Consider the following 25073-nt stretch of genomic DNA (forward strand, 5'->3'; position numbering starts at 1 on the left):
TGTGCATCCGTTGAAATGGCTGCTGCTTTCCTTCCCCGTCTCTTCCCCCTTTCCAGCGGTGGAAAGGGAGGAGGAGACGGGGCACGCACCGGACTGGAGGCGAGGATGCCTATGCTGCGAGTCAAGCGGCGCACCATCGTGGCCTTTCTACTCCCAATGCTGGCCATGATGGCCGTGATCAATCTGTGGCCGATACTCTATACCCTCTATCTGTCGACCACCAATTATAGTGAGTTTAACTCGGACAACTACCGCTTTATCGGCCTGGAGAACTACCGGCAGTTGCTTCTCTCTTTCGATAGCGACTTCTTCCCGGTGCTCTGGCAGACGCTGCTCTATGTGGTTGTCTGTGTGGCCTGCTTCTTGATCGTGGGCATGTTGACCGCCCTGGCGCTGAATAATCCGCGCGTCAAGGGCCTGCCTTTTTGGCGGGTGGTCCTGCTCTTACCCTGGGCAGCCCCCTCGGGGATTACGGCCCTGATCTGGAAGTTCCTCTTTCAGTATGATTTCGGTCCTCTCAACCAGATCGGGCGCCTGTTCTTCGGTCGGCAATTCGGCATTCCCTGGCTGCTGAATCCGACGCTGGCTTTCATCTCGGTAGTGATCGTCAATGTCTGGCTAAGCTATCCTTTCTTCACAGTGGTTATCCTGGGAGCGCTGCAGAGCATTCCGAGCGAGCTGCGCGAAGCGGCGCGCATCGATGGCGCCGGCCCCTGGCAATACTTTCGCCATGTGACCCTCCCGCTGGTGACCCCTGCCCTGGTGCCCGCGACGATCCTTAGCGCCATCACGACCTTCCAAATGTTCAATACGGTCTTTCTGATTACACAGGGGGGACCGATCGTCAGCGCTCTCAAGCCTGGGGCCACTGAATTTGTCATGATCTATATGTACAATCGCATCCTCGGGGCCACCGTGGCTAACCCGCACTACGGCTTTATCGCGGCTTTCTCCATTACGTTGTTCGTGCTCCTGGCGATTCTGACCTATATCGGTTCGGGTCTCGGCACACGGTCGCCACAGATGAGCGGAATCAGGGAGGCACGCGCATGAGTCAAAAGCTCTCTATGGCAGAGGCGCCAAAGGAACAGTTGGCCTCCAGTGCGCTCAGTGGAGAGCAGCGTCGCGCGCCGCGTCAGCGCCAGCGCCGCGCGCTCGCTCGCCTTGGGGCGCGCCTGGGGCTGGTCGGCATCTATGCCTTTCTGGTGGCAATGGCTGTTTTCGCCCTCTTCCCGCTGTACTATGTAGTTCAGGCTTCGTTCGCCGGGGCGCAGAATCTCTATACCACGGATCTGCACCTCTTCCCGGCACACTTCACCTTCGCTAACTATGTGACAGCCTTTACTCAGGAGCCGCTGCTCAATTGGATCGGCAATACGCTGCTGGTCTGTGGCCTGACCGCCCTGTGTGGTCTGGCCTGCTCAACGACTGGCGCCTATGCCCTGGCACGTTTCCGTTTCGCCGGCCGCCAGTTGACGCTCCGCGCGTTGCTGACGTTGCAGGCCTTTCCAGGCTTGCTGGCGCTGACGGCCTATTATCTGCTTTTGAACGCGCTGCATTTACTCAATAATCTGCTCGGTCTGGTGCTGATCTACTCAGCAGGAGCGATCGTCTTCTGCTGCTGGAATACGAAGACATATCTTGATGCGCTACCGGTTGAGCTGGAGCAGGCGGCTTTGCTGGATGGTGCCACACCGTTCCAGGCCTTCTGGCACATCGTCTTACCGCTGGCTACCCCCGCGCTGGCGGTCGCAGCTCTCTTTACTTTTATGACCGGCTGGAATGAGTTTGCGCTCGCCAATCTGGTGCTCAACGCCAACGACAATGGCAGCAATCTGACTTTTATTCTGGGCCTCTACAGTCTACAGAGCGATTTTCGTACGCCGTGGGGCATCTTTGCCGCCGCTTCGGTGATTGTTTCGCTTCCGCTCATGCTGATCTTTTTCTTCGCTCAGCGCTACTTCCGGTCTGGCTTGGCCCAGGGCGGCCTGGCGAATTAGCCTGCAAGGGACTGCAGAGTAAGCCTGCTTCTCTCCTTTCCTTGCTACGGTGGGCACCGCCAGGGGAGCGGTCTGGCAGCCTGCGCCAGCCCGGCTCCAGGCCCATCCTCTGTGCTACCCGCTACAGGAGCGCTTTTGTGCGTGACGCCGTGCCTTTGCGCGGGATTGGCTCTGGAGGTCTGCATATGAAATCTGTTAGCCGCCAGCATGCTCGTTGTAGCTATTTGCTTCTGGTCCTGGCTCTGATCTTTTCACTGGCTGTGAGCGGTGGACTCTTTCCGCGCCTCATACCTACTATCGTCCATGCGCAGAGCACGCCGAATGTGGCAGCCAATACCGCTGACTTCAAGCCCGCCGTTATCTATCAGGTGGTGCTGGACCGCTTCTTCGATGGTAATCCCTCTAATAATGATCCGTCGGGCGATACCGGCCTGTACGATAGTACGAAGACGAATTGGAAGCTCTATTGGGGCGGCGACCTGGCCGGTCTGACGCAGAAGATCCCCTATTTGGCCGGTATGGGGATCACGGCTATCTGGATCTCTCCACCGGTGGAGAACGTCCATTTGCCAGTCTATGAGACGGGTTCGTCGGCACCCGAGGCCGGCTATCATGGCTATTGGGCCCGCGATTTCTATCGCCTTGATCCTCACCTGGGTACCTGGAGCGATTTCGATACGCTGGTGACGACGGCTCACAATTATGGCATCAAGGTCATTGTCGATTTTGCTCCTAACCATTCCAATCCGAACGATACTGGTGAGTACGGTAGCCTCTATCAGAATGGGACCTTCGAGGCGGCCTACAACAATGATCCGAATGGCTGGTTTCATCACAACGGCGGTATTGCGGACTACAATAACCTCTACCAGGATGAGTACGATAATCTGGCCGATCTCGCCGACCTTGCTCAGGAGAATAGTAGTGTCGATAGTTATCTGAAAGGCGCTATGGCTCAGTTCCTGGCCCACGGTGTCGATGGCGTGCGCGTCGATGCCGTGAAGCATATGCCCGCGCCCGATGGGGGCTGGCTGCGCACGCTCAGCGATAGTGTGGAGGCCCAGGGACCGCACTATATGGTCGGTGAGTGGTATCTGAGCAGTATTAGCGATCCAACCTATCAGTATGCGTTGAAGTTCGCTAATCGCAGTGGTATCAGTCTGCTGAATTTTCCTCTCACGACGGCTCTGCGCGATGTCTATGCCTCTGGCAATGCTGCCAGTGAGGTGGATAGCGTTCTTAGTCAGGAGGAGAGCGGCTTCCTTTGGTTGAATGACCAGGCCATCTTTGTCGACAACCATGATATGCCGCGCTTCCTGACCCTGAACAGCAGCTACGATCGCCTGCATGAGGCTCTGGCCGCCGTTTTGACCCTGCCTGGGATTCCCGTGATTTACTACGGTACTGAGCAGTATCTGCATAACGATACCAACGGCGGCGGCGACCCGTATAATCGCCCGATGATGAGTAGCTTCAGTACGACGACAACCGCCTATAGCGAGATTAAGGCCCTTGCTACGCTGCGTCAGAGCAATCCAGCTCTGGCCTACGGTACCTATCAGCAGCGCTGGATCAATAGCGATGTTTTCATCTATGAACGCCAATTTTTCAATAATGTAGTGCTGGTGGCTATCAATAAGGGTTCCGCCAGCTATAGCATCAGCGGTCTCTACACGGCGCTACCCAATGGCTCATATAGCGACTATCTGGGGACATTGCTGCATGGCGGCACCACGATTACGGTGAGCAATGGCGCCGTCAGCTCCTTTACCTTGGGTGCCAATCAGGTGTCTGTCTGGCAATATACAGCCCCTGAGAGCAGTACGCCGGAGATCGGGAGCGTCGGGCCTAATCTGAGTCGACCCGGCGATCAGGTGATGATCGATGGTCAGGGTTTCGGCAGTACTGTCGGCAGCGTTAAGTTTGGTACAACAACGGCCACCGTTAAAAGCTGGGGGCCGCATTCGATCACGGTCATTACGCCGAACGTCGCCGGCGGCCTCTACGGCGTTCAGGTGTGTACTTCTACTGGCTGTAGCAATGTCTATCAGACGCGTGTCTCTAGCACAGCGCAAGTGGCCGTGACCTTCACAGTCAATAACGCACCTTCGACGAACTACGGCGATAATGTCTATCTCACCGGGCAGTTTGATGAGCTGGGCAACTGGGGGACATCCCCTACTACCGCCATCGGCCCGCTGAATGATCCGAACTATCCAAACTGGTTTGTGATGGTCAGCGTTCCTGCCTGCTGGAACATCCAGTTCAAGTTTATTATCATCCGCGCTAATGGCAGCGTTCAGTGGGAGAATGGCAATAATCATAGCTATACCGCTCCCTGTAGCGGCACCGGCGCTGTTACGGTGAACTGGCAGTATTGAGTTCAGGACCACCTACCGCGAGGTCGCAACCAGCAGGCGCCCAGGGGTGCTCACCTCCTCATCGGTCGCCCCGTCTTTTGCCCACCAGGAGCAAGGGGCCTTTCCAGAGCCTTGCTAGAAAGGCCCCTCTTCTCTGCCGGTCAGGTCTGCCAGGAGCTTGCTTCAGGCGGCCTGCGCTGGTTCTCCAAGTGCAGGATACTCCTTGAGTGAGGGACGTACCTTCCTTGACAAAGACGGCTCACAGTGCTACCTTAAGCACAAGGGTTAGAAGTGGAAGGAAATCCATCTACGTTATCCTTGGACCGGCAAGCGCGGCACCAGGCCGCCTTTGTGATCCCCAATGCCTGGTCTTGCTTGTGCAAGGCCGCTTTGCCTGCCGCCCAGGCGCGCGGAGCGCTCCGCCCTTCCGGCCCGCCAGGACAGTCCTCCGCTGCCCCCATGCCCAGGCGCCTGCCGGAGACTACGGCTCGCTCTGCTCTCTGCCCAGTCCTGGTTTTGCCGCCAGGCACAGGTATAGGGCTGGGGAAACTGGGGGGCAGGAGAGAGAGGGACCTGACGAGCTGCCGCATGCTCATGCAGAAGCAGCGAACGAGGGAAAGGACAGGCAAACCCGTTCAGCACAGATGCTCAAGCGCAGGCCGGCCAGAATGAGCCCCTGCTCCGCTTGCGACAGCCAGGCCGTGTAGAGAGAAGGAGCTGTTCTCTTCGGCAGAGCGCCCCTGGCTGGGCCCCCAGATGTAGGAAGAGAACGCGCGAGGACAAGGCCCGGCCCAGGAATGAGAAGCTCTCTCGCGAAGGGGAGGCGAGCGTTTTCTGGCCAGGAGTTTAGGCGAGTTTCAGGACAGGAGAGGAAAGCCAAGATGAGAGAACGGAAGGGAAAAGACCATGCCTGAGCTTCCTCAAGGATTTACTCGCTTGGCCGGCAGTGAGCGTCATCTCCCTGCCCAGGCCCGACGGGTCAGGTCGGCTGATCCCAACGAACGGATCGAGGTCAGTGTCTACTTGAGAGATCCTGCAGCGATAGAGGAGGCTGGCGCGCTAGAACGCCATGCCCGTCTGCCCGGTCCGCAGATGAGCCGAGAGGAATACCTGGCCCGGCACAGTGCCAGCCCCGAGGATGTGGCACGGGTGGAGGCCTTCGCCCAGGCCCATCAGCTGCAGGTGCTGGCTGTCGATCGGGCAGCGCGCAAGCTGGTGCTGGGCGGTACGGTGGCCCAGTTCTGCGCTGCCTTCGCTACCGAATTGCATCATTACGAATATGAGGGGCAGACTTTCCGCGGGCGCTCTGGCTACCTGCATGTTCCCAGGGAGCTGGCGCAGGTGATTATCGGGATCTTCGGGCTGGATGATCGCCCCCAGGCCCAGCCCCATCTGCGCTTTACTTCCGCCCCGGGAAGAGGCACGCTGGTGAGCACTGCTACGGTGAGCTATACGCCACTGCAGGTGGCTCAGCTCTATGATTTTCCGAGCGGCCTGACTGGCAGCGGCCAGTGTATCGCTCTGATCGAGCTGGGGGGTGGCTATAGCAGCGAGGACCTGGCTGCTTATTTTCAGCAGCTCGGCCTGAACGTACCCGAGGTTGTTAGCGTGTCGGTCGATGGTGGAGAGAATAGCCCGACGGGCGACCCCAATAGCGCCGATGGGGAAGTTGCCCTGGACATCGAAATCGCTGGCGCCATTGCGCCCGGCGCCCGCATCGCCGTTTACTTCGCCCCCAATACCGATCGTGGCTTTCTGGATGCCATTACGCAGGCTATCCACGATACGGCCAATGCGCCGTCCGTGATTTCAATTAGCTGGGGTGCCCCCGAGGCAAGCTGGACGCGCCAGGCCATGACTGCCATGAATCAGGCCTTCCAGGATGCGGCTGCGCTGGGGATTACGGTCTGCGTGGCCTCGGGCGATAACGGCGCGAGCGATGGCCTGAACGATCAGAAAGCCCATGTTGACTTTCCGGCTTCCAGTCCCTATGTTCTGGGCTGTGGCGGTACCCGCCTGGAGGCGCAGGCGGGGCAGGTGACCCGTGAGGTGGTCTGGAATGAGGCGGCGGAGGGTGGTGGTGCCACCGGTGGAGGGGTCAGCGATGTTTTCCCTCTTCCGGCCTGGCAGGAGCGGGTAGCGGTGCCTCCGTCGATCAATGACCAGCATCGGGGGCGCGGCGTGCCCGATGTGGCCGGCAATGCAGACCCACAGACAGGCTATCTGATCTTGGTCGACGGCCAGCGTACCTCCGTCGGCGGCACCAGCGCGGTCGCTCCGCTCTGGGCCGGGCTGATTGCGCTGCTCAACCAGCGGCGTGGTCAACCCGTAGGTTACCTGAATCCCTTCCTCTATCAGCGTTACTCGCAGTTGTTGCAACAGAAAGCGCTGCGCGATGTAACCAGTGGTGATAATGGCGGTTATGCCGCCGGCCCCGGCTGGGATGCCTGCACAGGCCTGGGCACGCCCGACGGCGCTCTGCTATTGCAGGCTCTGCTGACTCCCTCTGCCGCTTAGCTCAGCCCACCCACTAGCATCGGAGCAGGGGCCGGCGCCCAGGCAAGAGATCGTCCGTTTGCTAGCGCGTCGGCCCCTGCCCTCGGCTAGGTTTCTCGACCCTGCCCTTTATTCTTTTCTTTATCTAAAGAATCCTGATTAAATGTTAAGTATGTAATTGTATCCCAGGCGTTATGGATACCAATCAGAAGCATGAGGGTGGCTGCGGCACCAATGACGAAGAGCGCTGGCCTGGCATAGCTCAGCAGCGCCATGCCCGCCCCCACCAATGAGGCGTAGGCGAGGAGCGGAAAGATGACATACCAGACCCAATCTTCCAGCACAGGCTGATAATGCCTTTGGCGACGCGCTCGCTGGATCACGATGAGCATGTAGAGGACACCGGCCAGGCCGCCGCAGGCTAACAGCAAGGCGACCTGCCAGAGCGCTGGCCAGGGCGCGGTAAGTATCAGAGCGACCAGGAGCCCGGTACACAAATGGACCACCGTCGGTGTGCCGAAAGCTCCTATGGCCTCTTCGCCTGTCTGCCGCATTCCCCTTGCGGCCAGGAGCGTCATAACCACGAACATTAAGCCGATCAGGGCCGCAGAGGCCGAGCCGATAATCACGTAGAAGTTTTGCCAGCCGCCCTGGAGGGATTCCTGCATGATGTGCTTTCCTCTCTTCTCGTTCACCCCAAGCACCGGCCCCGATGCGCCAGGCCAGGCGAGGGTGGTCCAGCGCGCCGATGCGGCGAGTGCGCTATGACTCTAGGGCAGGCTCTTCCAGCTCTGAGGGCGACGAGGCAGAAGCCAGGGTCTGAGAGGAAGCAGCGGCCAGCAGACGCACATACCACTGTTTGCCGTCACTGTGCTGGATCTCAAGGAGGCCCTCAGCTCGCGCTCGCTCTAACAGCTCCCTCAGTCTGCGAAAGCCATACGTTTTGACCTTGAACAGGGTATCCAGTTTATGAAGGTGCTGGCCAAGCTGGGACTCGCTCACCCAGCCATCCTGACGCTTGCTCACCTTAGAGGCCTCCTGGTAGGCCAGACAGAGTAGCCCGGCGGGAATGGTTCCTTGCTTTGGCTGAGCGGAGCCTGTGGTCATGCTCTGGCTGACCATAGGAGGCGCCAAGGCTTCTTTCACGGGGGCGGGGCACTCTTTGACCTCTTTGGCTCCAGCAGGGTGTATCAGTCCTGTTGCTGGCGCCTCTCGCTGCAGCAGCAGTGGATGAAGCTGGTCAGTCGTAAGGAAGACCTGGCAGGCGGCCTGCAGCATTTGAGAGATCGGCGGTCGGCCAATGCCCAGGACAAAACAGCCCGCCGCGCGCAGGCGTCGGACCAGGGGCGCATAGTCGCTGTCGCTGCTGGCCAGACAGAAGCAGCGCAGCCCGCCAAAGAAGAGGTCCATCGCATCGACCGCCAGCGCCAGATCAACAGCGTTCTTGCCAGGGACCGCTCGCGGCACCTGGACCTGTTGGAAGCCATAGCATTCCGCGATCGTTCGCCACGAGGCCATCTGAGCACTGGCCCAATCGCCATAGATCCGCCGGATGGTCACGACACCGAACAGGCTTGCTTTGGCCACGATTGCCGCTGCCCATTCTGCCCCGATATTTTCTCCATCGATGAGGAGGGCCATGGGAGGCGGCTGGTGAGCACACAGGGACGGCCTCCCCCGCCTGCTCAGGCTGGCGAGCCAGGTCGCCAGTGGACGCATCAGAGTGAGCATGCTCTCTCTCCTCGCCTATTCAAAGGAACGCCTCTCGCCGCCAGGCGCCTGTATTCCTTATTAATATAACTACTCTCGGGCATCGCTCCGGACAGGCGCAGTCTCACACAATCCTCTTTCCTTCCATACACATATATATACCCAGTGCAGACAGCAGAGCATAAACCACTCTAGCGCCGAGAGGCTACAGAGCCGATCCGATCGGAGCCGGCGCTCTCTGTGCCGGGCGAGCATCTCAGCCAGGGCAGGCGGGCTGCGTGCGAGCCATCCTGTTCGCTGAGCGGCCACACGGCCGGTGAGCGTATGACCCAGAGCAGAGGCAGTCCTCCATCTGCGCTGCGCCGTGCCAGCCCAGCAGCCATGCTCTCCTTACGTCATGGATGCTCCTCCTCTCTCTCCTATCCCACAGCAGCCGCACTGGCTGGTTTGCGCCCCCAGGCCGTTACCAGGTTCCAGATGGCGCAAAAGTCTTCTTGCTGCATCTCTGCGATGGCCAACTGCGCAAGTCGCTCCAGCTCTTCCTTAGTGGCCACACCCACCTTTACTAGAAAAGGCTGAAGCAGCTCTATTCCGAACAGGGCGTCCTTGAAGACAGGATAATAAGCCTCCGTGCCTATCGACCACTCAATCACAGTGGCCCGCAGACGCACCTCCTCAAAGCCGGCCTGTCGCAAGAGGCGTGCCAGCATGGGCGTAATGCCAATGTGGCGCCCATCCGGCGAAAAGCTCCGGCCCGCCCGCTTCAGGGCTTCCGTGAATAAGGCGTTAAAGCGCTCAGAGGCCGGGCTAGTGCTGAGAGGCATCTCTCCCTCAGTCAGACGCATCACTCCCCCTGGCTTGAGCAGACGCCAGCACTCGCCCAGCAGCCGAGGCCAGGCGTCTGGCAACATGAACCCACTCAGCAGGCGGCCATTGATCAAATCAAAAGAGCGATCGGAGAAACTCAGCGGCTCCATGACATTGCCGACCTGGAAGTGAACATTCTCCAGGCCCCGTGACCAGGCCTGGGCGCGCGCGTAAGTGATCACCTGCTGGCTAATGTCAACGCCGATGACCTCGATGCGAGGAAAGGCAAAGGCGAGCTCCAACGCCCAGCCTCCAGGGCCACAAGCCAGATCCAGCACTCTTCCTCCGTCGGGCGGCAGCAGCTCCGTAGCGAACTCAGGCAGCAGGTCCCCCATTGCTTTAGTGAGCAGGCGGTCCTGCTGCATCAGGCGCGCCAGTTCGCCAGCGTTTTCAGCATCAATCACATAGCTATTGTCGGCTTCCGCCATGTCCATGTCCTCAGCTCCTTTCCACTCAGGGCAAGGAAAACCTACCTCGGTGGAGCACCTGCAGAGTACTACCACCTGTTCCTGAAGCTATCACTTCAAGTGTAACAGCAGCCGACTTTGTAACGAAAGGGGGAACTGGCGCACCTGGCAGCACCAGCAGGCCCATCCAGCACGGTCGCTGGCCGGGTACCAGGCTAGAGAGGAAGGCAGGCCCCGCCCTGGCTTCGGGGCCAGGGAAAAGACCCGACCAGGCCAGACAGGAGCGCCAAGACGAGATGGTGTTTCTACGCCTTAAGCGCCAGCGAGAGCGGGCGAGGAGAGAAAGATCACTCGGAGCCTACTGCTCTTTGGGGGAGTTACGCAGAGGTTCCTTTTTCAGCATGGATCTGCTATACTTCCACAAACAGCCATCTGTAGAGATGCAACGCTGACCCAGCGCTGCCGATAAGGCAATGGGCGGCCCGCGTTGTCTGCGGGCCGCTTTTGTCCAGATGGCGAGGCAGGATAGACCAACCAAACAAGCAAAGGTTTGCTTCTCTGGAGAGCAAGATCATATGGTGATCTGGGAACGTCATCTTTGTCCCGATTGTAGCTTGATATGGGAGCGCAATCTAGACGGCGCCTGGCGCTACACAGCGCTGATCGCCGTGCCCTTGCCAGCCGAGCGACGCTGCCCGCTCTGTGCCAGCCATCTGCAAATACGGTGGGTACGCCCCTTGCCCGTGTTTCCAGAAACGGATAACGACTAAGGCCAACCTTGCTGCGCTTTCCTCCTTCCCTCACCGACTACCAATGCTCGCTTTGACCAGGAAGTAGAGCAGAGCAGAACAGAGCAGGGTGGGTGAGAGCTTTGCCTTTGCCCTCGCCCACCCTGCTCGTCTGGCGGTTGTTGCGCTCTTTCCACCTCGCTCAGGGCTTCAGCACAACCTTAGTATAGCCTTCGATGCGCTTATCAAATTTTTCATAGGCCATTGGGGCGTCGTCTAAGGGCACATGATGCGAGACAATGAAACTGGGCTTGGCCCGACCCGCAATGATCAGATCGCGCAGGTAGCGATTGTAGCGCTTGACATTGCATTGACCTGTGGCCAAGCGCAGGCCCTTCTCAAAGAGCTTGCCGAAGGAGATGAGCAGGCGCCCCTCTTTGGCGTGTGGATCAACGCCGCCCGGATCGGCTGGCACATAGAGGCCCGGGATGCCCAGAATCCCGGTGGGGTTCACAATCTGAATGAGGGCCTCCAAGACTGCCGAAGGAGCCTCTTTGTCCTGGCCTGGCTGAATAGCCTGATAGCCAACAGCATCGATGCCCTTGTCAACGCCATCGCCTCCCCGCATCTGGCGGATCTGCTCAACCGGGTCCCCTTTGCTGAAGTCGATCGGAATGGCCCCGATCTCTTCGATCTTCTTTAAGCGCTCGGGCACACGGTCGACAACATAGACCTCGGCGGCCCCTCGCAGCAGACAGCTATAGGCGGCCATCGCTCCCACCGGGCCAGCCCCGAAAACCACAACCGACTCCCCAGGCGAGACCTGTGCTAGCTCGGCGCCGTGGTAGCCTGTGGGGAAGATATCCGCCAGCAGCACAAAGTCATCCTCGTGCTCGGTGCCAGGTGGCAGCTTGAGCGCATTAAAGTCTGCATAGGGCACCCGCAAATATTCTGCCTGCCCGCCGGGATAGGGTCCCATCGCCACATAGCCATAGGCGCCACCGGCGAAGCCGGGATTGACGGTCAGGCAGAAGCCGGTAAAGCCTCGCTCGCAGTTCTTGCAGAACCCGCAGGCAACATTGAAGGGCATCACCACGCGATCGCCTTTTTTCAGCGTGGTGACCGCTGAGCCGACTTCTTCGACGATGCCCAGGTTCTCATGACCGAAGATGAGGCCCGGCGGCGCCGCGGTGCGCCCCTCATACATGTGCAGATCCGAGCCACAGATGCAGGTCGAGGTAATGCGGACAATCACGTCATTGGGATGCTGAATCTTGGGATCAGGGACCTGTTCGACCGCTACCTTAAAGGGTTCCTTGTAGACGACGGCTTTCATCTCTGGCGTCCTTTCTCTGGTCAGCCTGACCATTACACTGGCCAGGCCAGCACTACAGCATCGTAGCCCACGCGAAACAACGGCGTTTGTCAGACTGAGCATGCTCCTGGCAGCGCTATCTTGCGGCCAGGACGATAGGCGCTGAAGATAGCTCAGTCCCACTCTCCCTTTGAGAGACGTTTGCCATGCTTCACAAGTAAACTCATCAAAAATCGATCTTCACAACTATATCGTATATAATCTTTAAATCAAAGTCAATGAAAATAAACACAACTATACAAAACAAAAGTATATCTTTAATCTACCCCTGGCATGGCAAGGGCGCCGTGGCCGGCCCCTTGACGCGGACTTGAGCCGCAGGCACGGCAGGAGCAGCCAGACCAGGAAGTCCTCATTTGCTGAAAGTTCAGCGCTTGATCCACCCAGGTCAGGGAAGTGGAGACAAAGGCGACCGCTATCCAGAGCGCGCAGGCAGGCAGACCGTTGCATCTCCAGGTCCCAGCTCGTTGCAAGGTGCCGGCCCTGCGAGCCAGTAGCATGGCTGCTCTGCGGCCTATTGGTTAGGTTCAGGTCGGCTAGTAGCTGCTGTCTCCCCAGGGGGCGACGTTCTGCTGCTGCCACTCCGAGCCTGCCCCTGGTCATCATGGCAGACTGGCTTGTCTGGGCCTTCTCCACTCAAGGACGGCTCCTACGTCTGCCGCGTAGCTGGCTTGCGCCGTCTCGCATCGCCTTCCTTGCCCGCCTCGCCACACCAGTCCATCTGCTCGCCTCTCTATAACCAAAGATCATATTTAACCTATTGCAGATAGCTGCATTGAATTAAAAGATCTTACCAAATGCTGCTATCAGCTGAACCACGCTGGCCTTCTGGAACCCTTATTCGATTTTCTGCTTGATGATCCTGTTGCAGCCGACCATTGAGCACGTTGATCACAGAGGCTCCTCGTCAATACCTTTGGGGAATATATCCTTTCTGCACAGAAGAGCAGCCTTTCCTTGCCGAGTGTTCTCTAACACTGCTTTCGTGAAGCGATCTTTCTCTCACCTTAGCCAGTAGAGCAAGGACAGAAACACCTTACTTCCGTCCCGACTGAGCAAGCTGCGCGATAGCCAATGAGTCAGTGGCTAATGTCGCTCCCCTCGCTTGAGGCACGGGCAATACTTTTCTGTCCGCCAGATGCACCGGAACAGTCTTTTAGCAGCTCTACACGATTCAGAGCCACTTGATGGAGAGTAGGGCTGAATGCTATAGTAGCTGTGAGAATGGAAGCATAAGCATGCGAGCGGCAGGCGAGCAAGATGGTAATGCGCAGGGGGAGAACCAAGATGGTGGACCAGCTAATGGCCAGCAGATCTCCAGTCAGGGAGAGGATCGGTCAGGAGCGACATCGCGTTCCTCAGTCACAGCGACGTATCCCAGTCTGAGAGCTTAGCGGCTCAAGTCAAGACGGGAACCAGCGGGTGAGCGTGAGCGCCGACCAGACATCGGCCCCAGCAAGATGCTGCTCGACCAGGGCCGCATAGCGGGCAACGTAGCGGCGATAGATCAGCTCGCCGCGCTCAGCCGTGGCCTCAGCAGGATAGCCCGTGTAGCCCAGGCCGTTGGCCAGCTCCCTCCAGGAGCGCGCCCGCCGCAGCTCGCCCAGGAAATCCAGACGCACCCGGGGCAGCGCCGCAAGCTCCTCCTGACGTACCAACTCCGGACGGGTCGCCAGCAACTGCGAGGTCTCGAAAACGCCGGCATGGCTCTCGCCCTCGATATCGCAGCCGAGGATCGCAGATAACAGACCGGCCTCGAAGAGGTCGTCGAAGATCAGGCGTTCATAGCCATGCAGCGCGCGACCGCCACGCGCATTGACCCGCTGGCAGGCCTCTTCCCAGGCCAGAATGTACGGCGGGTCCATGTGTTGTGAAGTCACAATGATCCAGCGGAAACCGTTCTCCACGAAGGAGGCCAGGATATCGGTGCAATACTCAGTCTGGATACTGCGCCGCACCGAGACTGTCCCCGGGTAGGGGCGACTGAGCACCGCCGAGCCATAGAGGACGGTCGGCGCCAGGAGCAGCGTCCAATCCGTGGTTTTGCTTAAATGGTCCAGGAGCCGGCGCGTCACCTCCTCGGCGGCAAAGACATCCGTGCCGACCGGCAGATGAGGGCCATGCTGCTCCAGTGGCCCGGCGCTCATCAGAATCACGGTGCGCTCGCGATTGAGACGGTCCAGCTCGGTCCAGGTCATCTCAGCCAGATGATGCCAATGTGTCGCCTGCACAGCAAGCACTACCCTTTCTGGTCGTCGTATGAGGCTTTCTTCCGCCTCCACCTACCGCCCCGCTGCTTGGATGAACAGTCTACCGCGGTGGAAGCCAGCCCCGTGTTTCCTCCTGGCTGCTGTCTCCCCCGCTCTCTGTCAGGTCGGGCTGCTCCTCATCCTGGACCATGCGTCGCTTGCCCGCAGCGGTCTCCGCCTCCCAGTTACGGATGATCGCCTGCTCAACATCGTCAAGATGAGCGATCATCGACGTACGGGCAGCCAGCGGATCGCGCGCTGCAATCGCCTCCACAATGGCCACATGCTGCTCAAGAGAGCGCTGGATGCGCTCCGGCAAGACCAGACTGCGACTGCGCGCGGTCGCCAGCTCGTCCAGCAGGGTGGCCATCAGCAAGACCAGTAGACGATTGGCCGTACTGGCAGCGATTAAAGCATGGAGCTGCCCATCTACCTCGCTGATGAGCGAGCGGTCAACCTTTTCAGCGGTGCGAAGAGCACGATCTCTGGCTAGCAGCGCCTGCAGCTCCGCGATCTGCTCCGGCTGCGCCCGCTGGGCCGCCCATTCCGCCGCGGCCCCTTCCAGCACACGCCGGATCTCAAAGAGCTGCCGAATGCGTGCAACACCTTCCTCCTCCCCTTCTCGGGCTCCCAGCGCCAGCGACAGACGCTGCGCCGTGGCCTGCAACGCCCCCCCCACCACAAAGATCCCACGCCCATGCCGCGCCTCCACCAGGCCCAGCGCCGCTAAGGTATGCAGCGCCTCGCGCAGCGCCGTGCGACTCACCCGCAACTGGGCCGCCAATTCCCGCTCGGGCGGCAAACGCTCACCGGGCGTTAGCACGCCCCGCTCAACCAGATCCCGAATATAGGAAACAATGCGGCCCTCCAGACTGCGCTTCTCATCCTGTACCGGTTGAAAGAGGCCCATCGCTCTACGGTGCCTTCCACACAAGCGGTCTGACGCCAAGCTCTGCCCCCAGGGCTTCCAGCTCGGCGCGCGTCGCCGGATCAAGAGGAATGCCCTCAGACAGGCGCCGCGCCCGCATGGCTGCGCGACGCGCTCCAGGGATACGGATCTCCTCGCCAGGGGCAGCAGGCTCCTGCCGGAGCGCCTCCAACAGCGCCCCCAGGCGCTGTCGATAGACTTCCAGCGGCATCAGCGCCGGCAGTGAGAGCGCCAGGCACCAGAGACCGGCATCGGTCGGCCCCGTCCAGTCCTGATACGGCGAGCGCAGGCGTGGCCCCCAGCTTGAGCCTGACACGATCGCAGAAAGGATCTCGATCATGAGCGCCAGCGCATAGCCCTTGGGGCCGGCCATAGGCAGCACAGCCCCAGCCAGCGCAGCCTGAGCATCTGTCGTAGGGCGCCCCTCAGCGTCAACGGCCCACCCCTCGGGGATCGCGCGCCCCTCGCGAGCAGCCATGATAATATTACCACGCGCTACAACGGTTGTCGCCATATCGACCACCACCGGCGGCTCTCCGGGTCCAGCCCCGGGCGCTGCAAAGGCCAGGGGATTGGTGCCGAGAAAGGCCCGCCGCCCACCCCAGGGTGGCATGGCCGGCGGCGTATTACACACCATCAGCGCCAGACAGTCAGCCTCAGTCGCACGCTCGACATAGGCCGAGAGGGCCGCTGCATGATTGGTGTGGGCGACAGCCACCATGCCAACCCCCTGGCCGTGAGCCAGGCGAACCGCCTCATCTATGGCCGCCACGGCAGCGACAGGGCCAAGCGCATTGTCCGCATCGAGTAGAGCCACCGCCGGCGCCGGATGGCTCCAGCGCAGCCGCGGGCGAGCAGCAGCCAGGCCAGCGCGCACCCGCCGTGCATAGAGCGCCAGGCGTGAAACCCCATGCGTATCGATCCCTTCCAGATTGGCCGTCACGAGCGCCCAGGCCACCGTCCGCGCATCGGCCCACGGCAGTCCGACGGCCTCCATGACAGACGCGGCAAAGCGTTCCAGCTCTGCCGCCTCTACCAGCGACAGCCCCACGCTATCCATCTCTGTCATCGTTTCCTTCCCTTTCCTTGCGTTCTCTCCGCCAGAAGAAGACCCCCCGGCCTCTGGCAAGCTTCTCCACAGGCTCTCTCGCCTAGTTGCGCGGTCAGCCCCCCTGCGACTGCCCACCGGCCAGGCGCTGCAGGATCTCTGTGATGACCAGGCGCGAGGTCCGTTCCTGGGCCTCCGCCGTCAGACCAGCGATGTGCGGCGTGAGGAGCACAGAAGGGCAGGAGCGCAAGGGACTCTCCGCCGGCAGCGGCTCCTCTTCAGTGACATCCAGTACGGCATAACGCAGCCGGCCAGCGTTGAGCGCCTCGATCAGTGCGCCCTCGTCGACAATGCCGCCACGCGCCGTGTTGATCAAGATGGCCTCGGGACGCATCCGAGCCAGCCGCGACGCATCGAGCAGATGATAGGTCTCAGCCGAGAGGGGAACATGCACGCTGACCACGTCGGCCTGTTCCAGGACCTCGGCGAGCGGGAGGAGACGAATACCTAGCTCTGCCGGCGCGTAGTCGTAGGGGCCGATAAAGGGATCATAGCCGATCACCTTCATACCGAAGGCGAGAGCACGCCTGGCCACGCGCCTTCCAATCTCTCCTACGCCAACCAGGCCCAGGGTGCGCCCCCATAGCTCCATCCCCCCGAGCTGCGTCCGCTCCCACTTGCCAGCCCGTACACTGGCATCCGCCGCCGTCAGGTTGCGAGCGACATGCAACATGGCCGCCATAACGTACTCAGCGACGGCAATGGCATTGGCGTTGCGCGCCGTCACCAGCTCGATTCCCCGCGATCGCAGAGCCTCTACGTCGATGTTATCAAGTCCTACTCCCAGGCGCCCAACCAGACGCAGGTGAGGCGCCGCCTCCAACAGCGAGGCCGTTACACGCGTCTGGTTGCGCACAATGAGCGCCGCGGCTTCGGCCAGGCACTCCCGCAGACGCGCTGGATCATTCCAAAGTGTGGGGTCCAAGCAAATGCTGTGTCCCGAGGCAGCCAGCAATTCCGGGCCAGGCGAGGCCAGCCACTCGCTGACGACAATTAACACCGCGCTTCCTCCTTTGTGATCGCCAGGGCGAGCCGGCTCACCACTCGCAGCAGAGATATTTGACCTCTTGAAACTCGTCGAGGCCCTCATGTGAGCCTTCACGCCCCAGCCCGCTCTGTTTCAGGCCGCCCATCGGCGCATAGGCCACGGAGGGCAAAGGCGCGTTCAAGCCAATAATGCCAGCTTCCAGGGCTTCCGCTACCCGCCAGGCTCGCTCAAGCTGGCGCGTATAGAAATAGGCCGCCAGCCCCATTTCGCTCGCATTAGCCCGCGCAATGACCTCCTCTTCCGTCTCGAACGGGAAAACCAGCGCCACCGGCCCAAAGATCTCCTCCTGGGCAAGTGCGTTGTCAGCAGGGAGATCAACCAGGAGCATCGGCGCCACGAAAGTGCCTCGCGACGGAAGTGCTACCGGCCTTGTGACAGGCTGGGCACCTGCCGCCTTGGCCTCGGCGACCAGTCTCGTGAGGGCCTGCTGACGCTGCTCATCAATCACTGGACCGAGATCGGGGATCGGCTCCTGCACGGGATTTCCGACACGCATGGCGTTGATGCGGGCCGCGAAGCGCTCGACAAACTCGGCAAAGATCGGCGCCTCCACGAAAAAGCGATTGGCCGCAATGCACGATTGCCCGTTGTTGCGAAACTTCGCCAGCATGGCCCCCTCCACCGCGCGGTCCAGGTCAGCATCGGCGAAGACAATGAATGGGGCGTTGCCTCCAAGCTCCAGTAAGGGACGGACGACCCGCTCGGCAGCCTGATGCATGATCTGACGCCCGACCTCAGTTGAACCGGTGAAGCTCACAACGCGTACAGCGGGATGCCTCAGCAGGGTCTGGGTGATCTCCGCCGCCGGTCCGTGGACCAGGTTGGCAACCCCTGGCGGTAGGCCCGCCTCGTGTAGACAGCGAAAGAGTTCCATGACGGCCAGCGGGGCCTTTTCTGAAGGGCGCGAGACAATGGTACAGCCAGCAGCCAGGGCGGCCGCCAGTTTGCGCGCTTGAATCGAGACCGGGAAGTTCCACGGCGTGAGGCAGAGCGCTACCCCACAGGGCTGCCGCAGCGTAAGCTGCCGGCGCTGAGCTGTCTCAGGGCGCAATAACTCTCCCGCCGGACGCCGTACTTGTTCGGCAAACCAGCGTAGATATTCGACGGCGAAACGTACTTCCGCCACGGCCTCCGGCAGGCGCTTGCCCGATTCCAGGGCCAGCAGATAGCCAATGCGCTCGGAGCGCTCTTGCAGTAAGCGGCTGGCCTGCAAGAGCAGGTCGGCTCGCGCGCGCGCCGGTAAGCCAGCCCAACTCGGAAAGGCCTCCCGCGCAGCCTCGGCAGCCGCCAGCGCTTCGCTCTGGCTGCCGTAGCCAATGGTCGCAACGAGCGAGCCATCGGCAGGGTTGCGTATCTCTCGCACGTTGCCCGCGTCAGGCCGGTGCCACTCTCCACGAATGTAGAGCGAGGCCAGCGTTGAAAGAGTGTAATCAGCCATAGCGATGTATCGTCCTTCTGTTGCGTTCGCTGTAGCAGCGCTTCGCTCTCTCTGGCTTGACCAGTGAAGCTATTCATTCTGTCAGGCGCTGCGATAGAGCTTCGTCAGGACAAATTCGCGGTGGCCCAGGGCTTCCGCACAGGTCAGCCGGCCATTGATGGTGCGATCGATGAGGGCCAACAGGCGGTCTCCAGCTTCGCGCAGCCCATATTCCCGCCGAAGCAGCCCCGAGACATCGAGATCGATGTGTTCGGCCATTGTCTCTGCTGTCAGAGGATTGGCTGTAATCTTAATCACAGGGACAATCGGATGCCCCACAATATTGCCCTGCCCCGTGGGGAACAAATGCACTACGGCCCCCGCCGCCCCCATGAGCGTGATGAATTCGGCAGCCGCCGATGAGGAATCCATAAAATTGAGGCCGCGCCTGGTCGGCGCCTGGGCTGGCTCTAAAGCATCCACGACCGGCACGGTGCCGGTTTTGGCAATGTTGCCAAGGGCCTTCTCCTCAATGGTGCTCAGGCCGCCGCGGATGTTGCCCTGCGTCGGCTGCGAGCCTAGCAAATTGGCGCCACTGGCCTCGATTTCACGAATGTAGTCCTCATACATGGCCAGAAAGCGGGCTCGCACCGTCTCATCGATGCAGCGCTGAGCAATTAAGTGCTCGCCGCCTGTTAACTCGGAGGTCTCGCCAAAGATCACCGTGCCCCCCGCTAAGACATGACGGTCTACAACCTGGGCTACCGTTGGGCAGGAGGCCAGTCCTGTGGTGGTATCGGATTCGCCGCATTTGATGCTGATGATGATTTCTTCGCGCTCCAGTGGCTCACGGCGCAGTTCTGAGGCATCTTGTAGCATCAGCTGAGCCACTCGGGCCGCTCTCTCCAGCGTTCTCAGGTCGCCAAAGCGTTCGATAGAGAAGCCTTCAACTGGTTTGCCGCTGGCGGCAATGCCATCAACGATGCGCTGGGTCCAGTTCGGTTCGATGCCGATGACGACCGCTGCCGCGACGTTGGGGTTGGCTCCGGTCCCTGTTAAGGTACGAAAGGTCAATTCGAGATCAGGGCCGTATTGTAGTCGCCCGTAGGCATGGGGCAAGGCCAGCGTTCCGGGAACGGTGCGCGCCACTGCCTCGCAAACGGCGTTCGAGAGGTCATCAACAGGGAGAATCACGACATGGTTGCGAATGCCAACACGTCCGTCGGGACGACGGTAGCCGCTTAGATGCTGTTCTGCCATCGCGCGCTCCTGATGTTGTGGATGTGTACATGCTGGCCCGCTTGAATAGGCTGGCGCGCCAGCCCAATCGGCAGGCCATATTCGATCACTGCCTCCCCTTCTTTGAGATCGCTGAGGGCTACTTTGTGCCCCAGGGGGATCGCTTCAAGGACGGTAATGGTCACTTCACGCTCGCTGTCCATGTAGACGGCGGTGTGACGACCAGGTTGGATATCCTGTACGGCGACGGCGACGTGGTCGCCTTCGTTGTGAATGAGAAAATCAGGCGCCGTCGCTCTGCTTTGTTGCACCTGCTGGGCCTGACTGTCACTATGACTCATGTTGATGACGCTCCTGCTTTCTTTGTCCTCTCTGCCCAGGATCGCATAGCCTGGAAAGTCTTCAGCTTTTAGGCCGGGTACCTCTGGACCGTTCCCGGCAAGCCACCCTCTGCTCCCTCTCGTCCAAGAGGTAGGAGGTATGACCACACGCTGAGGAGTATAGTCGCCGCTGAGGCGGATGTCAAGGGGCGAGACCCGCGAGCCTTTCCGCTAAGGCAAGTTGTGCTCCTGGCTGTTGCTGATGACGCTCCTCCCTCTTGACAGGGGCGCCTTCGCCGGGTATAGTCTTGGACAGAGCTTCAAATTAATTAACTAAATCAATTTAAAGGCGTGGTGCGAGGAGGAGAGATGAGCATTAGTCTGACGCGGCACGGGCTACGCGAGGTGAACCGAGAGCAGGCTTTGCGCACGATTGTACGCGAGGGACCGCTGGCGCGGATTGATCTGGCGCAGCGCATCGGGCTAACCGCCGCGGCCATCAGCCACATCACGCGCGAACTCATCGAGGACGGCCTTCTCAGAGAGGTGGGGACGCAGCGCGGCAAGCGTGTGGGGGCGAGCGCCATTCTGCTCGATCTGCCGGAAGAGGCTCCCATTATCGGGGCCATTCATCAAGGAGTCAGCGCCATCCGCATTGCCCTGTGCACGCTGCGCGGGCGAGTGCTGGCGCGCCGCCAGGTCAGCACACCGCGGCCTATCAGTCCCGAGGAGACGGTGACACTGATTGAGCAACAGCTACAAGAGCTGCTTGCTGAAACCGGATATACGCAAGCCTCCCTGATCGGGATTGGGGCCGGCGTGGTTGGTCTGGTTGACAGCGAACGTGGTCTTGTGAAGCGTGCCCCGAGCCTGGGATGGGAAAAGGTTCCCCTGGCCGAGCTGCTGGCCAAGCGGCTGGGGTCGCCCGTTGCCATTGAAAACAATGTCCGGGCAATGGCTCTGGGTGAGGCCCTGCTCGGTCAAGGGCGCTTCTGGCCCGATTTCGCCTTTGTCTACGTTGGCACTGGTATCGGTTCTGGTCTGATCGTCAATGGTCAGCCCTACCGTGGAGCCCACGGCAGTGCTGGCGAGATCGGGCACATCACTGTTGATCCGGCGGGTGAGCGCTGCGCCTGTGGCAATCGCGGCTGCCTGGAGACGGTCGCGGCGGAGCCAGCCATTGTGCGCCTGGCCAGCGCGCAGGGTCTTGGCAGCCTTGCGGAAGCCTCCAGCCCGAAGGAGGCGGTACGTCGGCTGGCGCTGCTTGCCCGCGAGGGAGACCAGGCAGCCTGCGCTGTTGTGCGCACCTGTGGCGAATCGCTGGGCATCGCCCTATCTACTTTGACTGACATCTTTAATCCGAGCCGGATTGTGCTGCACGGAGCCATAGCCGCGGCTGGCGATCTCTTCTTCTCCGCCGTCAGCACCTGTCTACACCAGCGCGCCTTTCTGACAAAGGATGAGTCTGTAGAGCTGGTGGCTCCTACCTTCGGGGAGGACGCTGGCATCATTGGAGCGGCCAGTGTGGCGCTGGAAGCGTTGGTGTTGCGCGCCGCCGGCCGCGAGCGCTAGCTTGCCCCTTGCGTGCAAGTCGGGGCGCTTGCAGCGGCTTGCCTTTGCGAGGAGGCTCAGGCAGCCGCGATCAGCCTCTGTCAAGGCACAGTAAGCGAAGTAGAACAGTCATGATGAACATAGAGAATAGACGCGAAAGGCCTCTGCCTGTCCTGGCCCTGGCCTGTATCGCGCGTCCAACCTTCGCGGTCGATTATGCCGGGGACATGGCCAGGCAGGCACTGGCAGCCCTGCAGCAGGAGAGTTGGCCTGTCTACGGCGATGCCACGCTGCTTATGGATGCCCAGAGTGCGCGCCAGTATGCGCTAGGCCTCAAAGAGCGAGCGCCAGATGTCCTCGTGTTGCTGTGCGCTACTTTCAGCGACGCCAGCATGGCTGTGGAGCTGGCCTCCCACATCGACGCCCCCGTCTGTCTCTGGGCCTTGCGCGAGCCGGGGTCGCCCGGTGAGCGGCTCTGGCTCAATTCGCTCTGCGGCGCCCATCTGGCGGCCTATGCTCTTCACAAAGCAGGCAGAGTCGTGCGCTACATCTACGGTGATCCGGGCGAAGCCGGTCTGTTTGCGCCGCTCAGGGCCTTAGCGCGCGCTGCGGCCACCCGCAAGCGCCTGCGGACGAGCCGCCTTGGTCTTGTCGGCGAGGCTCCTACTGGCTTCTATAGCTGTCAGTTCGACGAGCTGGAGCTAGCCCGGGTGATCGGGACCACCGTGAGCCGGATCGATCTCGCCCAGGTCTTCAAGGCGGCCAGCCAGGCGCCAGCCAGTGCTGTTGCCGAGGTCATTGCTTCGACGCAGAGGCGCTCTCCCAGTCTGCAAGCGCTGCGCTCGGAGGAGGTTCAGCGCTTTGGGGCCGCCTATGTAGCCTTGCGCGCGCTACTCGAGGAACAGCACCTGGATGGGCTGGCTGTACGCTGCTGGCCAGAGTTTCCCCAAGATTTCGGCCTCATGCCCTGTGCTACGCTAGGTCGGCTGGCCGACGATGGCTTCGTTTGCGCTTGCGAAGCCGATCTGCACGGGGCCGTGACGTTGTTGATGCTCCAGTGGCTCAGTGGCGCAGCACCGCTGCTGGCCGATGTTGTCGCCCTCAATGAGCAGAGGGGTGCCCTCTGGCTTTGGCACTGCGGCAATGCGCCCGCCTGTCTGGCACGCCCCGGCGAGGAGATTCCGCTGACGCTCCACTGCAATCGTCGGATCGGTGTCGCGGGCGATTTTGCTATCCGCCCCGGACCTGCGACACTTGCGCGCCTCGGGGTTGGGGCAGGCGGCTATCGCCTGCTGTATGTCGAAGGCGAGCTGTTGGACGAGCCGGTCAATCGCTTCGCGGGGAATACAGCGGTTTTCCGTCCTACCTGCCATGCCCGGCAGGTACTCGACACGCTCATTGCGGGTGGCTGGGAGCACCATGTCGCTTTTGTTGCGGGTCATCAGGCAGAGGCGCTTGAGGCCCTGGCAGAGCTGCTAGCGATCGAGAGAGTTGCGCTCTAGGTGTGCCACACCGGTGACTGGCACGCCAGGGGGGCAAGCAGGTGCGCAGCATAGGCCTGCTCTATCCCGCTCTTTTTTGCGCCCACACCGGCCATTGGCGGGAAATGCCTTCCTCTTCCTTCCCTAGACTCGTCTTGCGCCAAGCCTAAAAGAAAGGTCGGTATGTCAGATGGCAGTCAACGAAGATGCTCTGCAGTTGCAGCTTTCACGCTCTGAGAAGGGACCAGCGCACGGTCTCGCTCCCCGGCTTGAGGTAGAGCCGAGCCAGGTCAGCCCTCCCACGCTCTCGCGGCGCAGGCTGCTGAGCCAGGGGATTAAGGCCAGCGTTGGAGTGACTGCGCTTGGCACCTGGCTGGCCGCCTGCGGTGGTGCACCGGCTTCCACGAGTGGCCCGGTGACCATCCAATTCGCTGCCCTGGTGGACACTACTGGCGAGCAGACCGCGGAGATCAAGCGCTTCAACGATCTGCATGCCGGTAAAATCCACATCAACGACCCCCGGCTCAGGCCAGGGGCTTGCCCGCAGCCTCGTCGGCCCGGGCTTCGGGGCTGGTTGACAGCAGCCCACTGCCCCGCAGGACAGTACAGCGATCCCGAATGTTGCGTGCGGCATTGATGTCGGCGTGCTCCTGGAAGCCACAGTGCGGGCAGGTGAAGGCATGGCGACGGCGGTTCCCCCGTTGCCCGCAGCGCGAACAGATCTGGCTCGTGTAGGCCGGGTTCACGTCCACAACGTGCAGCCCTCGCTCCTGTGCCTGCTGCTCGACCCAGCGCCGGATCAGCCCCCGCTGCCACAACGCGAGCCGCCGCCGCAGCGCCTTCCCTCGGATCTGCCCGTGTTCTGGTGGGGGCACTTGCAGTCGCTCGAAGACCAGCACCGCCCCCGCAGGAACCCACTCCGCCAGCCGTTTGGCCACCGTTTGTGCGAAGGTCTGGGTGCGGTGTCGTTGCTGGCGGCCAAGCCGTTTCAGCACTCGCCTGACACTACGCGTGTCCCGGTGCTGTGCCTTCCGGGCCGCCAGCTTCCGCTGCAGTCGTGCCCGCGTCTTCGCAGTCCGTCGATTGCGGACCTTCACCGCCTTCCCGCTCACAAAGAGCACCCGCTCCTGTCCGTCTACCGCCACTAGCGCATTCGTCTCGTTCAGGTCGATTCCCACGATCTGGCTGCTGCGTGCTGCCTCATCCGCCCCCGGCAACGGCTGTGGGTCCGGCCCCTCCAGGGTAATCGTCAGTCGTCCGATGAGCTGCCCATCGCGTTCCAGGACCGTGAGGCTATCGATGGTCTTGGCCTGGGCCAGCCGCTGCTGAAACGCTTCCGGCACGCGGTAGGGGAGCCGCTTGCGTCCGGCCACTGTCCAGATCGAGAGCGTGCCATCGGGGCACAGCCGGGCATCCCGTCCCCGCTGTCCGATCAGGAACAGGGCCCGTCTGCGCCGGAACTGGAACGGGCGCTGTGGCGGACGGCGGTGGCTCGATGCACTCTGGTAGGCGGCAGCCACCAGCCGAATGGCCGTACAGGTCATCTGCGCGTTGAGCTGGCCCTTTACCTCGTGGTAGCAGGCCCGCTGCAAGGCCACGGCAGAGAGGGGCCGGCCCTCGTTGAAGCAAGGGGCCGAGAGCTGCTGCTGCACCGCCTGGAACACCGCCAGCGTGCGACGCAGGTCCTCGTCGGCTGGTAGCAGCAGCGGAATCGTCCGCTGCACCTGCATGGGTTCACCTCCTTCCTTCTCACGCTCTCTCCACTTCCAGTATTCTTCCTCTGCCCGTT

Annotated in this window: 20 protein-coding genes; 7 read left to right on the forward strand and 13 right to left on the reverse strand. The window is 61.2% G+C overall.

All coding sequences use genetic code 11. The features are described 5' to 3' along the window. The first annotated feature begins 105 nt into the window (after positions 1–105). The 4 genes from AC6H1L_RS01165 to AC6H1L_RS01180 all read left to right on the forward strand — a co-directional run bounded on the left by AC6H1L_RS01165 (position 106) and on the right by AC6H1L_RS01180 (position 6877). The gene (locus AC6H1L_RS01165; protein WP_497599723.1) at positions 106–1053 is read left to right on the forward strand and encodes a carbohydrate ABC transporter permease; all 948 of its coding nucleotides are present in this window, start codon (positions 106–108) and stop codon (positions 1051–1053) included. Beyond that, positions 1050–2000, forward strand: coding sequence for a sugar ABC transporter permease (locus AC6H1L_RS01170; protein ID WP_497599724.1), 951 nt, complete (start codon positions 1050–1052; stop codon positions 1998–2000). The genes AC6H1L_RS01165 and AC6H1L_RS01170 overlap by 4 nt, the downstream gene beginning before the upstream one ends. Positions 2001–2185: 185 nt before the next feature. Continuing rightward, entirely contained in the window at positions 2186–4381 is a 2196-nt protein-coding gene (locus AC6H1L_RS01175) for an alpha-amylase family glycosyl hydrolase (RefSeq protein ID WP_497599725.1), read from the forward strand. An 885-nt stretch (positions 4382–5266) separates the two neighbouring features. Then, on the forward strand, positions 5267–6877 hold the full coding sequence (locus AC6H1L_RS01180) for a S53 family peptidase (RefSeq protein WP_497599726.1): 1611 nt from the start codon (positions 5267–5269) through the stop codon (positions 6875–6877). Positions 6878–6963: 86 nt separating this feature from the next. On the opposite strand, the gene AC6H1L_RS01185 is transcribed toward AC6H1L_RS01180, so the two are convergent. From AC6H1L_RS01185 to AC6H1L_RS01195, 3 genes are all read right to left on the reverse strand, one after another. Further along, positions 6964–7524 (reverse strand): hypothetical protein, encoded by a 561-nt coding sequence (locus AC6H1L_RS01185; protein WP_497599727.1) that lies wholly within the window; start codon positions 7522–7524, stop codon positions 6964–6966. Between the two features lie 94 nt (positions 7525–7618). Then, positions 7619–8587 carry an NYN domain-containing protein gene (locus AC6H1L_RS01190; protein ID WP_497599728.1) on the reverse strand — a complete coding sequence of 323 codons (969 nt, stop codon included), beginning with the start codon at positions 8585–8587 and terminating at the stop codon, positions 7619–7621. Positions 8588–8985: 398 nt separating this feature from the next. After that, positions 8986–9867: a class I SAM-dependent methyltransferase gene (locus AC6H1L_RS01195; RefSeq protein ID WP_497599729.1), complete on the reverse strand. Its 882-nt coding sequence runs from the start codon at positions 9865–9867 to the stop codon at positions 8986–8988. Between the two features lie 548 nt (positions 9868–10415). Here AC6H1L_RS01195 and AC6H1L_RS01200 point away from each other — a divergent pair. Continuing rightward, positions 10416–10610, forward strand: coding sequence for a hypothetical protein (locus AC6H1L_RS01200; RefSeq protein WP_497599730.1), 195 nt, complete (start codon positions 10416–10418; stop codon positions 10608–10610). Positions 10611–10770: 160 nt separating this feature from the next. Here AC6H1L_RS01200 and AC6H1L_RS01205 read toward each other — a convergent pair whose 3' ends face one another. From AC6H1L_RS01205 to AC6H1L_RS01240, 8 genes are all read right to left on the reverse strand, one after another. Continuing rightward, on the reverse strand, positions 10771–11904 hold the full coding sequence (locus tag AC6H1L_RS01205; protein ID WP_497599731.1) for a glutathione-independent formaldehyde dehydrogenase: 1134 nt from the start codon (positions 11902–11904) through the stop codon (positions 10771–10773). Positions 11905–13346: 1442 nt separating this feature from the next. After that, complete coding sequence (locus AC6H1L_RS01210; protein WP_497599732.1) at positions 13347–14174, reverse strand: creatininase family protein; 828 nt, start codon at positions 14172–14174, stop codon at positions 13347–13349. A gap of 79 nt (positions 14175–14253) precedes the next feature. Then, entirely contained in the window at positions 14254–15102 is an 849-nt protein-coding gene (locus AC6H1L_RS01215) for a FadR/GntR family transcriptional regulator (RefSeq protein WP_497599733.1), read from the reverse strand. A 4-nt stretch (positions 15103–15106) separates the two neighbouring features. Continuing rightward, the gene (locus AC6H1L_RS01220) at positions 15107–16189 is read right to left on the reverse strand and encodes an Ldh family oxidoreductase (RefSeq protein ID WP_497599734.1); all 1083 of its coding nucleotides are present in this window, start codon (positions 16187–16189) and stop codon (positions 15107–15109) included. Positions 16190–16283: 94 nt separating this feature from the next. After that, a complete protein-coding gene (locus AC6H1L_RS01225; protein WP_497599735.1) occupies positions 16284–17228 on the reverse strand; it encodes a hydroxyacid dehydrogenase in 945 nt (314 codons plus the stop codon). A 37-nt stretch (positions 17229–17265) separates the two neighbouring features. Beyond that, a complete protein-coding gene (locus AC6H1L_RS01230; protein WP_497599736.1) occupies positions 17266–18714 on the reverse strand; it encodes an NAD-dependent succinate-semialdehyde dehydrogenase in 1449 nt (482 codons plus the stop codon). An 81-nt stretch (positions 18715–18795) separates the two neighbouring features. Further along, positions 18796–19953 carry a UxaA family hydrolase gene (locus tag AC6H1L_RS01235; protein WP_497599737.1) on the reverse strand — a complete coding sequence of 386 codons (1158 nt, stop codon included), beginning with the start codon at positions 19951–19953 and terminating at the stop codon, positions 18796–18798. Then, the gene (locus AC6H1L_RS01240; protein WP_497599738.1) at positions 19935–20273 is read right to left on the reverse strand and encodes a UxaA family hydrolase; all 339 of its coding nucleotides are present in this window, start codon (positions 20271–20273) and stop codon (positions 19935–19937) included. Before AC6H1L_RS01240 ends, AC6H1L_RS01235 begins: the two co-directional genes overlap by 19 nt. Positions 20274–20621: 348 nt before the next feature. Between AC6H1L_RS01240 and AC6H1L_RS01245 the strand changes: the two genes are divergently transcribed. Both AC6H1L_RS01245 and AC6H1L_RS01250 read left to right on the forward strand, forming a co-directional pair. Further along, entirely contained in the window at positions 20622–21824 is a 1203-nt protein-coding gene (locus AC6H1L_RS01245) for an ROK family transcriptional regulator (RefSeq protein WP_497599739.1), read from the forward strand. Between the two features lie 110 nt (positions 21825–21934). Then, positions 21935–23305 carry a hypothetical protein gene (locus AC6H1L_RS01250; protein ID WP_497599740.1) on the forward strand — a complete coding sequence of 457 codons (1371 nt, stop codon included), beginning with the start codon at positions 21935–21937 and terminating at the stop codon, positions 23303–23305. 205 nt (positions 23306–23510) lie between these two features. Here the strand turns inward: AC6H1L_RS01250 and AC6H1L_RS01255 are convergent, their stop codons facing one another. Both AC6H1L_RS01255 and AC6H1L_RS01260 read right to left on the reverse strand, forming a co-directional pair. Further along, entirely contained in the window at positions 23511–23777 is a 267-nt protein-coding gene (locus tag AC6H1L_RS01255) for a hypothetical protein (RefSeq protein WP_497599741.1), read from the reverse strand. A gap of 31 nt (positions 23778–23808) precedes the next feature. Further along, positions 23809–25014 carry an RNA-guided endonuclease InsQ/TnpB family protein gene (locus tag AC6H1L_RS01260; RefSeq protein ID WP_497599742.1) on the reverse strand — a complete coding sequence of 402 codons (1206 nt, stop codon included), beginning with the start codon at positions 25012–25014 and terminating at the stop codon, positions 23809–23811. Positions 25015–25073: the final 59 nt, after the last annotated feature.

It is taken from the genome of Thermogemmatispora argillosa (genome assembly GCF_059696725.1).